Genomic DNA, 2553 nt, shown 5'->3' with positions numbered 1-2553 from the left:
CGGCGCGCCGGCTCGCGACGCAACTCGACACGGTGGCAGGGAACGTGCAACTGCACCCTGCCAACGGCAACTATCGCGATCCGACGGTCGTCTATTTCAATCCGGCCGACCGGGACGCGGCGCAATCGGTCGCTCACGCTCTGGCCGGCGACGGCGAAACCTGGACGGTCCGGTCCGGTTCCAACCGCGCAAAGGCGGGTTCGATCGAAGTCTGGCTGCCGTAGACCGAAGCCGGCCTGACTCCAGCCCGGCCGACCGATCAGCAAGTCTGTTCCTGCAGAACAGGCTTGTCCGCCGGGCCGTGGCGGGCAATCATCCGGCATGCGCGCGATCCTCCCCGTTCTTCTCATCCCCGTTCTTGCCGTCCTGGCCAGCTGCAACTCGACTGGCCAGATCACGACCGCCAACGGCCGCTCCGCCTACGAGACGACGTGCGGCGGCCTGTTCGGCAGCCAGATCGATTGCAACCTGAAGGCGAGCCAGTTGTGCCCGTCCGGCTTCGACCCGATCGAGTCGAGCCCGGGCCGGCTGGTCTTCACCTGTTCGCGGCGCCCGGTTCCGCCGACCGCGCCGATCTAGGCGCAGGTTCGATCATGTCTCCGATCGAGGCGATCCGCCGCGACCACGCGGCGTTGGCCGCGATCCGCCGCGACCTCCACGCGCACCCGGAACTCGGTCTCGAGGAGCATCGGACTGCGGACCTGGTCGCGCGGACGCTGGAGCAATGGGGTATCGAGGTCCATCGCGGGATCGGCCGCACCGGCGTTGTCGGCGTGCTCCGGTCAGGCAATGGAAATCGTGCGCTCGGGCTGCGGGCGGACATGGATGCCTTGCCCATGGAGGAGATGACGGACCTGCCGTTCCGCTCCACCGTGCCCGGCGTGATGCATGCCTGCGGCCATGACGGCCACACCACGATGCTGCTGGGCGCGGCCAAATACCTGGCCGAGACGCGGCGGTTCAGCGGCACCGTCCACTTCATCTTCCAGCCCGGCGAGGAAGGCTGCGGCGGCGCGCTGGCGATGCTGGAAGACGGCCTGTTCGAGCGCTTCCCCTGTGACGTGATCTACGGATTGCACAATCGGACGGGAATGGAGATCGGCACCGTCGCCGTCCGCGACGGGGTGGCGATGGCCGGCGGCGCCTTCTTCGACATTGCCGTCACCGGCAAGGGCTCGCACGGCGCTCGGCCGGAGATGAGCATCGACCCAGTGCTGACGGCGTGCCATCTCGCCACTGCGCTGCAATCCATCGTCTCGCGCAACGTCAATCCGCGCGACCCGGCGGTGGTTAGCGTGACCAAGGTGGCGGGCGGGGACGCATACAATGTGATCCCGCACAGCGCGACGATTTCCGGCACGGCGCGGTTCTTTGCGCGCGAAGTGGCCGAGCAGATCGAGGTCGCGATGCGGCGCCTGGCCGAGGGCGTGGCCGCCGGGTTCGGTGCGACGGCGGAGCTCGATTGGCGGCTGATCTTCGCGCCCACGGTGAACGCGAAGGAGCCGGCCGAGGCGGTCCGCAAGGCGGCCGTGTCGCTGGTCGGCGCCGACCGGTTCGCGTCGGACAAGCCGCCGGTGATGGGCTCGGAGGATTTCGCCTTCATGCTCGAGAAGGTGCCGGGCGCCTACTTCAACGTCGGCAACGGCCCCGGCTTCGCGCCGCACCATCCTGGCTATATGTTCAACGACGACGCGATCCCGTATGGCGCGGGCATGTTCGCCCAAATCGTGGAACAGGAACTGGCGTAATGGGCCGCTTCGGCGGCGTCTATCCGGTTCTGTACGCCTTCTTCGACCGGCAGGGACGGATCGACCCCGGCGCGATGCGAGCGCAGATCGAGCATTGCATCGACGCCGGGGCGCACGGGATTACGGTGCTCGGCTTGGTCACGGAGGTGAAGAAGCTCGCCACGGCGGAGCGGCAGGACGTGGTCGAACTAGTCGGGCGGGCGATCGGCGGCCGGGTCCGCTACGCCGTGACCGTGGCCGAGCAGGACGAGCAGGGGCAGATCGAGTTCGCCCGCATGGCTGCCGCGAACGGCGCCGATTGGGTCATCCTGCAGCCGCCGCCGGGCCGGGACCATGGCGATGCGAGTCTCGCGCGGCATTTCGGCGCCATCGCCGATGCCGCCGAGCTGCCGGTCGCAATCCAGAACAATCCCGTAAACCTCGAGAGCGCGCTGAGCCCGGGCGGGCTCGTGGCGCTCGTGCGGGCCCATCCCAACATCCGGCTACTCAAGGCAGAAGGCCACTCGCTCGACATCGCCGCCGTGCTGGACGCGCTCGGCGGTGCGGTGGACGCGTTCGGCGGCCATGGCGGGCTCGAATTCCTGGCCTTGATGCGCAGCGGCGGCGCCGGGCTGATCCCGGCCCCGGACTGCGTCGCCATTCAAGTCGCGATGTACGAGGCCCTGACCGGCCGCGACCCGGCCGCCATCGCCCACGCCGAGCGCCTGCACAAGGAAATCCTCCCCCTGATCGTGTTCATGACCCAGGGCATCCCGGTGATGTGGTGCTACGGCAAGCGGCTGATGGCGCGGCGGCTCGGGATGGG

Annotated in this window: 4 protein-coding genes; all 4 read left to right on the top strand. The window is 68.8% G+C overall.

Annotation, left to right across the window (positions count from 1 at the left end):
* Nucleotides 1-224 (top strand): hypothetical protein (locus tag JOY90_RS14530; RefSeq protein ID WP_291691813.1); only part of this gene is annotated, 224 nt, incomplete at its 5' end.
* A gap of 97 nt (nt 225-321) precedes the next feature.
* Nucleotides 322-579 carry a hypothetical protein gene (locus JOY90_RS14525; RefSeq protein WP_291691812.1) on the top strand — a complete coding sequence of 86 codons (258 nt, stop codon included), beginning with the start codon at nt 322-324 and terminating at the stop codon, nt 577-579.
* Nucleotides 580-593: 14 nt separating this feature from the next.
* Nucleotides 594-1748, top strand: coding sequence for a M20 aminoacylase family protein (locus tag JOY90_RS14520; RefSeq protein ID WP_291691811.1), 1155 nt, complete (start codon nt 594-596; stop codon nt 1746-1748).
* Nucleotides 1748-2553: dihydrodipicolinate synthase family protein (locus JOY90_RS14515; RefSeq protein ID WP_291691810.1), on the top strand; the 806-nt coding region annotated here is incomplete at its 3' end. The genes JOY90_RS14520 and JOY90_RS14515, both read left to right, overlap by 1 nt.

Origin of the sequence: Bradyrhizobium sp. (assembly GCF_019242285.1) — a bacterium.
Lineage (GTDB): Bacteria > Pseudomonadota > Alphaproteobacteria > Rhizobiales > Xanthobacteraceae > Bradyrhizobium.
This window is presented reverse-complemented; position numbering and strand designations above follow the sequence as displayed.